At 58.1% G+C, this 7,214-nt stretch carries 4 protein-coding genes and 2 rRNA genes; 2 read left to right on the top strand and 4 right to left on the bottom strand.

The genetic code is table 11. The features are described from left to right. Window positions 1–101: ribosomal RNA gene (locus tag H3Z84_RS00765) — 23S ribosomal RNA — on the top strand; the annotation flags it as partial. A 107-nt stretch (window positions 102–208) separates the two neighbouring features. Next, a 5S ribosomal RNA gene (rrf, locus tag H3Z84_RS00760) occupies window positions 209–322 on the top strand. A gap of 88 nt (window positions 323–410) precedes the next feature. On the opposite strand, the gene H3Z84_RS00755 is transcribed toward rrf, so the two are convergent. The 4 genes from H3Z84_RS00755 to H3Z84_RS00740 all read right to left on the bottom strand — a co-directional run bounded on the left by H3Z84_RS00755 (window position 411) and on the right by H3Z84_RS00740 (window position 7,212). Further along, a complete protein-coding gene (locus tag H3Z84_RS00755) occupies window positions 411–1,163 on the bottom strand; it encodes a response regulator (protein WP_199455904.1) in 753 nt (250 codons plus the stop codon). 132 nt (window positions 1,164–1,295) lie between these two features. Beyond that, complete coding sequence (locus H3Z84_RS00750; protein ID WP_199455903.1) at window positions 1,296–4,811, bottom strand: PAS domain-containing hybrid sensor histidine kinase/response regulator; 3,516 nt, start codon at window positions 4,809–4,811, stop codon at window positions 1,296–1,298. A 27-nt stretch (window positions 4,812–4,838) separates the two neighbouring features. Continuing rightward, window positions 4,839–5,345 carry a hypothetical protein gene (locus H3Z84_RS00745; RefSeq protein ID WP_199455902.1) on the bottom strand — a complete coding sequence of 169 codons (507 nt, stop codon included), beginning with the start codon at window positions 5,343–5,345 and terminating at the stop codon, window positions 4,839–4,841. Window positions 5,346–5,442: 97 nt separating this feature from the next. Then, window positions 5,443–7,212, bottom strand: a complete 1,770-nt coding sequence (locus H3Z84_RS00740; RefSeq protein WP_199455901.1) for a sodium:solute symporter family protein — start codon at window positions 7,210–7,212, stop codon at window positions 5,443–5,445. Window positions 7,213–7,214: the final 2 nt, after the last annotated feature.

The following is a 7,214-nucleotide window of genomic DNA, read 5'->3' as shown; positions in this document are numbered from 1 at the left end:
TCCTGAAGAGCCGTTCAAGACCAGGACGTTGATAGGTCGGGTGTGTAAGCGCTGCGAGGCGTTGAGCTAACCGATACTAATTGCTCGTGCGGCTTGACTATATAACACCCAAGACAATTGCGGATAACGCAAGAGCAAGGCGAAAGCCACGCTCCAAAGAAATCGATATCACGTTTTATCTCGTCCTTCCCAGTGATCATCCGTTTTGCCTGACGACCATAGCGGTCTGGAACCACCTGATCCCATCCCGAACTCAGACGTGAAACAGACCAGCGCCAATGGTAGTGTGGTTCGCCCATGTGAGAGTAGGTCATCGTCAGGCTCTTAATACCCAAAGCCCCAGTATCCTTGATGCTGGGGCTTTTTTCATTTCAGGTCTGGGAAAATAATAGAAGGTCTTCCTGGCCGAGCTATTTACTGATCAGCTCTATCAGACCACCCATAATGCTTTGCATCAGCGCAAAGCGGTCACTGGTTCGTTCTGCGTGGGCCTGAAGTTGCCCTGCTTGCCGGCTGGTTATCCAGGCCAGGGCGATTACCAGCGTTATCACGGCGGCGGACAGCCATCGTATGTTCTTTCTCAGGCGCCTGCTTTGCTCTGCCTGATGGATATGCTTTTCTTCCTGCTGCTGTTTGAGTTCCCTGAGTTGCTCTTCCAGTTCTTCGTAAGCCACCTCCAGGGTGGACATTCGTCCGCTGATCTTTCTCTGTGCCTGTTCCGGAGCTTCGGTAACAGGTTGTCCGACGTTCTCCACAGCCAGTCTGAGCGCTTCGCTGTGCTCCGGTTCCGGGATGTCTGAGAGGATCAAATCCAGGGTTCGCATCAGCTGCTCACGGTCCACCTGCTTGCGGATAACCCCGGCCGCACCGAGCGCCCGGGCCTCTTCGATGTATTTTCCGGCGTTCTGGGAGGTGTACATGAATACGGGGATATCACGGGTATCCGGAAGGCTTTTCAGCTTTTCAAGGGCCTGGAAGCCGTTCATGCCTGGCAGCATATGATCGAGGAAGATGACATCAAAGTGATCGGATTGAAGAACTGGAAAGGCCTGTTCGGCTGTGGCCACGGCTTTGCTGGAAATGTCCGCACGCTCGAGCAGGCGCGCAAGAATGATGCGCGCTGTTGAAGAGTCCTCGATGATAAGCGCGTGGCCCCGTGGCATTCCCTGTCCCTCTGTGGTTAACCGTTTATGGTCTCAGAGGAAACTATATAAGCAGATCAGAAAATATACAGTGGACTAACGGGCCTGGGTGTCATATTTGAGACACCCTTTTGATTTTTCCCTTGTGCAGTGTCAGCGCTTCTGTTTGAGCTGCTTGTTCACCAGTGCCCGCAATGCCGCCGGCTTAACCGGCTTGTAAAGTACCTGGTAGCCTCGGCTGATCGCATCTTCACGTACCTCCGGCGCCATGTAGCCGGTGATCAGGATGCCCGGGATGCCGGCTCCCAGAACCTCTCTGATGCCGTCCATGGCATCGAGCCCGTTACGGTTATCATCCAGCTGGTAATCCGCCAGGATGATATCCGGTTTATGGCCTTCGAGCTTGTTCAGGGCGCTTTCCAGGCTTTCCGCGGCGGTTACCTCGCACTGCCAGTTGCTCAGCAGCGCTACCATTCCCTGAAGGATCGCAGCATCGTTATCGATGCACAGCACCTTCAGGCCGCCCAGACTGGACACCCTTCTGGAGTTGCTGCCTGCCTTGCTGGCACTGGCATGGACCTGCTCTGCCGGAGCCCTGGGCACGGTGACGGCAAAAGTACTGCCTTTGCCCTGGGTTGAGTGCACGGTTACCGGGTGGTCCAGCATGCCACTGATACGGTCGACGATGGCCAGTCCGAGGCCCAGCCCCTTCTTGTCCCGGCCGTGCTGGAAACGCCTGAACTCCTCGAAGATGTGAGCGAGTTGCTCTTCGGACATCCCGGGGCCGGTATCCCAGACTTCAATACGCAGGAAGCCCTTCATGCGCCGACAGCCCATAAGGATCTTGCCACTTGCGGTATAGCGGATGGCATTGGACAGGAAATTCTGGACTACCCGCCGCAATAGCTTCGCATCCGAGCGTACCCAGGCCGAGCTGGGCACCACGTGCAGTTCCAGCTCCTGGTCCTTGGCGATGGCGGAAAACTCGGTAGCCAGGTGCTTCAGGAGGTCGTTAACCGGGAATACCGTAATATCCGGCTCCAGGGCACCGGCATCCAGCTTGGAAATGTCCAGCAGGGTGCTGATGATTTCTTCTGCGGCCCCGAGTGAGCTGTCGATATGCTCGACCAGCTGTTTCGGTTCGCCATCGGTGATCTTGCCTGACAGGGCCGAGGTAAACAGCCGGGCAGCGTTCAGGGGCTGCAGGAGGTCATGGCTGGCTGAGGCAAGGAAGCGGGTCTTGCTCTGGTTAGCCTGTTCCGCCACGGATTTGGCCTTGAGCATCTGCTCGTTGATTACCTGCAATTCCTGGGTGCGTTCCCGAACCCTTTGCTCCAGGTAGATGTTGGTTTCTTTAAGCGCCTGTTCGGTGCGCCGCATGGCAGTGATGTCCTGGAAGGTGGTCACGTAACCACCGCCGGGTATAGGGCTGCCGTCTACCCTGACCACCGTACCGTCCGGTCGTTGGCGTTCGTAGGACATGGGCTTGCCGTCGCGCATGGCGCTGCAACGGTCTTCTATGATCTCGTCGATACGCCGGGCCGACAGGTTGGCGTTGGTCAGGTTGTAACGCATCAGGTCTTCGACAGGCCGGCCTACCCGGACAAACCCTTTCGGGTAATGGAACAATTCCAGGTAGCGGTGGTTCCAGACCACCAGCTGTTGCTGGTGATTCACCACAGACACCCCGAGACTGATGTTCTCGATGGCGGATTGCAGCAATTCCCGGCTGAAGGTCATGGCCTGGGAGGCTTCATCAACGATGCTGACCACGTCTTCGATCTGCATGTCGCGACCGGTCAGGGTGGACTCCAATACGACGCGGGCGGTCGAGGCACCGATGACCGAGGCCAACTGCCGCTCGATGTACTTCATCAGGTGCGATGAGGCAGGCCGGTGCGGGTACAGGCGAATGGCATTACGCCGCTCGTAGTTCCGGAAGATGCTTTCCGAGCGTTCCTCACCCATGAAGCGGTCGGTAAGGGCCTGCAGGTCAGACGTCAGAATTTCGCCCTGCCAGCTCTGGTGCTGGGCGCTTTCCGCTTTTGGTTGGGATTCATGGAAGAACGCGGCAATTTGTATCTTTTCGCGAATACGTTGCCGGGTGACCAGCGACAGCAAGATGTAGGTCCCCGTGTTAACCCCCAGGCTCCACAGAATGCCATGGCTGGTCTGGTCCAGTTCAGAGCCAAACAGGGCGGTTGGGCGGGTCCAGTGCCAGCCGAAGAGGCCGTTCTCGATGAACCCGGCGGATATCCAGCCAGTAGCAGCCAGTGCAGGCAGGAGCAGGGTGTAGCACCACATCAGGAAACCGAGGCCAAGGCCCCAGACTGCGCCGGTGTAGTTACCCCGGCGCCACAGAATGCCGCCAACCAGGGCCGGGCCGAACTGGGCAGCGGCGGCAAACGAGAGCAGTCCGAAGGCGGTGAGGCTGTAATCGGCCCCGGCCATTCGGTAAAAGCCATAGGCGGTCAGCAGGACTACAAAGATCGCGGCCCGGCGTATGGACAAGAGCAGGAAGCTGAGGTCCGTCCGCCGGTTCATGCGCGGACGGAAGAAGCGCAACAACCCGGGCATGATGATCTCGTTGCTGACCATGGTGGCGATGGCCACCGAGCAGACAATCACCATGGCGGCCGCAGCAGAGCCACCGCCAAGAAACGCCAGTACCGCCAGCCATTGCTCGCCGGCCATGATCGGGAGCTGAAGGATAACGATGTCCGGGTCACTTCCGGCCATGTCTGCGTGCAGCAAGCCGCCGGCAGCGATGGGGATCACAAAGGCGCTGGCAATCACCAGGTAGATGGGCATGGCCCAGCGGGCAACCTCGAAATCCCGGTGGTCCGTGTTTTCAACCACCATAACGTGGAACTGTCGTGGCAGGCAGATAATCGCCAGCATGGCCACCAGGGTTTGGGTGAGGAACGCCGGTGCCTCTATAGCGTCGGTGGTCAGGGTGCCAATCAGGTCCGCCTCGGCGGCTTTCTGGAACAGGTCACCGAAACCGTTGAACAGCCCGTACCCGACGAACAGGCCGACAGCGACAAAGGCGATCAGTTTGATCAGGGATTCGAAGGCCACCGCCTGGATCATGCCACGGTGGTGTTCCGTAGACTCCAGGTGGCGGGTGCCGAACAGCACGGTGAACACGGCCAGGGCAAGGGTGATGTACCAGGCCGAATCGTTCCAGGCTGCGGTACTGATCTCCTGATAGGTATCGCCGGTGCTGGACAGTACGTTGAAGCCGAGGGCAATGGCTTTCAGTTGCAGGGCGATGTAAGGCACGCTGCCGATCAGCGCGAAGATTGCCACCATCGCTGCCAGCAGTTGTGATTTGCCATAACGGGAAGCGATGAAGTCGGCAATCGAGGTGCTGTTGTTGCGCTTGCTGATGTAGATGATTCGTCGTAACAGGGGCGCAAAGAACACGAAAACCAGCAGGGGCCCCAGATAGATGGGGAGGAAGCCAAAGCCTTCCTGGGTGGCGCGGCCGACGGCGCCGTAGAAGGTCCAGGAGGTGAAGTAAACCGCCAGGGAAAGACCGTAAACATGGGTTCGCGCCAACCTGTTCCGGTAAAGCCCGGGGTGGCGGTCACCCGCCCAGGCAATCAGGAACAGCAGGGAGATGTAGGAGATCGAAATCAGTACAAGCAGCCAGGCGCTAATCATGTTGGGTTGCTATCCGGTCTTGGTTATTCAGGCCCCGCAAACAGTTGTGTACAGGGGGTCCTGAAGGTTCAGCAGTTTCATATTGTCGACCCTGGGGCTGCCGTCGGAACCCAGCGGTACCAGCTCGCGGCTCTGGCAGTTAATCAGGTGAACCCGGTGCGAAACGGCATCGGTAACGGTCTGGGAGAAGCGGTAAAGGGTAAACCGGACGATATTGGAATCCGGGGTATCTTTGCTGATGCTGGCTACATCCACCGTGGAAAACGCGGTTACGTAGGGGAAAATAAAGGTCCACGGGCGGAAGAAGATCTTTTCCTGTTCGGTGTTTACCACAACGGCCTGTTCCGGCAGCAATGAGCGTTTGTGGTCATACCAGGTGTATTCGCCGTAGATTAGGTAGCCGAGCATACCGGCACCGGCAAACACCGGGATAATCCATTTGGGCGCGCGCTTGGCGGTGGCGGCACGAATGCCCAGGGCAATACCGGCAGCACCCAGTCCGCAGAATACAGTGGCAACAAAAGTCCAGAACATAAATCGGTATCCTCAAAAAAGAACGGGCTCCCTCACAGAGGAAGCCCGTTCGGTATCAACCTGTCATTGCAGGCAATGATTCAGGCTGTCTTGCAGTTTAATGGTCTTGGGCAGATCCGGCACCGCGCGGGTAACGGACGCTTTCAACCAGTTCCTGGATCTCAACGGGCGGTTCAGCAGTCACTTTGGATACTGCGAAGGCTACCGCAAAGTTGACCACAGCACCAACTGCACCGATGGACAGCGGGGAGATACCCAGTACCCAGTTTTCAGGCGTGTCTGCCAGGTTGTTGGTGCCCGGGATGAAGAACCAGCCTTTGTAGATGAAGATATACACCAGGGTGAAGATCAGACCGGACAGCATACCCAGGGTTGCGCCCACGTTGTTCACACGCTTGGAGAAGATACCCATCATCAGCGCCGGGAACAGGGAGGCTGCCGCGATACCGAATGCCAGCGCTACCACCTGGGCCGCGAAGCCCGGAGGGTTGGCGCCCAGCCAGGTAGCAACCACAATGGCAACCGCCATGGAGATACGGGCCGCCATCAGTTCGCCTTTCTCACTGATGTTCGGGTTGAGTCGGCCTTTGATCAGGTCGTGACTCACCGCCGAGGAGATTGCCAGCAACAAGCCCGCTGCAGTCGACAGGGCGGCTGCCAGACCACCTGCGGCGATCAGGCCGATTACCCAGCCCGGCAGGTTGGCGATTTCAGGGTTGGCCAGTACCAGGATATCGTTGTTAACAACCATCTCGTTGCCTTCCCAGCCACGCTCGGAAGCGGTAGCGGCGAAGTCAGCGTTCTTGTCGTTATACAGCTGGATACGGCCGTCGTTGTTCTTGTCCTCGTAGGTGATCAGACCGGTCTCTTCCCAGGTGGCAATCCAGCCCGGACGCTGATTGTATTCGATCGGCTGGGCAGCAGTGCCTTCCGGATAGATGGTGGTCATCAGGTTCAGACGAGCCATGGACGCGACAGCCGGCGCAGTCAGGTACAGCAGGGCGATGAAGACCAGGGCCCAGCCGCCGGACCAGCGCGCGTCAGCAACCTTGGGAACCGTGAAGAAGCGGATGATTACGTGGGGCAGACCCGCAGTACCGATCATCAGGGACAGGGTAAACAGAACCATGTTCAGTTTGTTGTCCACATCTGCGGTGTACTCGCGGAAGCCAAGGTCGGTCACAACCTGGTTCAGCTTGGCCAGCAGCGGCATGCCGGATTCGGTGTGGGTAGAGAACATGCCCAGGCCCGGAATCGGGTTGCCGGTCAGTTGCAGGGAGATGAACACCGCCGGAATGGTGTAGGCAACGATCAGAACGCAGTACTGGGCTACCTGGGTGTAGGTGATGCCTTTCATACCGCCGAGTACCGCGTAGATGAATACAACCACGGCTGCGATGATCAGGCCGTTGGTCGCTTCAACTTCGAGGAAGCGGGAGAACGCAACACCAGCGCCAGCCATCTGGCCGATAACGTAGGTGACAGATGCTACGATCAGGCAGATAACCGCGACCAGACGGGCGTTGGGGCTGTAGTAACGATCACCGATGAACTCGGGTACCGTGAACTTGCCGAACTTCCGCAGGTACGGGGCCAGCAGCATGGCCAGCAGCACGTAACCGCCGGTCCAGCCCATCAGGAAGGTGGAGTTGGCGTAACCGCCGGCGGCAATCAGGCCCGCCATGGAGATGAAGGAGGCTGCAGACATCCAGTCGGCACCGATAGCCATACCGTTGGTTACCGGGTGAACACCGCCACCAGCAACGTAGAAGTCGCTGGTGCTACCGGCCTTCGCCCAGATGGCGATGCCGATATAGAGGAGGAACGAGGCCCCTACAAACAATAGGTTAATTGCAAATTGGCTCATTA

It is taken from the genome of Marinobacter sp. bablab_jr003, assembly GCF_016464245.1.
Classification (GTDB): domain Bacteria; phylum Pseudomonadota; class Gammaproteobacteria; order Pseudomonadales; family Oleiphilaceae; genus Marinobacter; species Marinobacter vinifirmus.
Note: the sequence above shows the minus strand (reverse complement) of the source record. Positions and strands in the feature narration are given on the sequence as shown.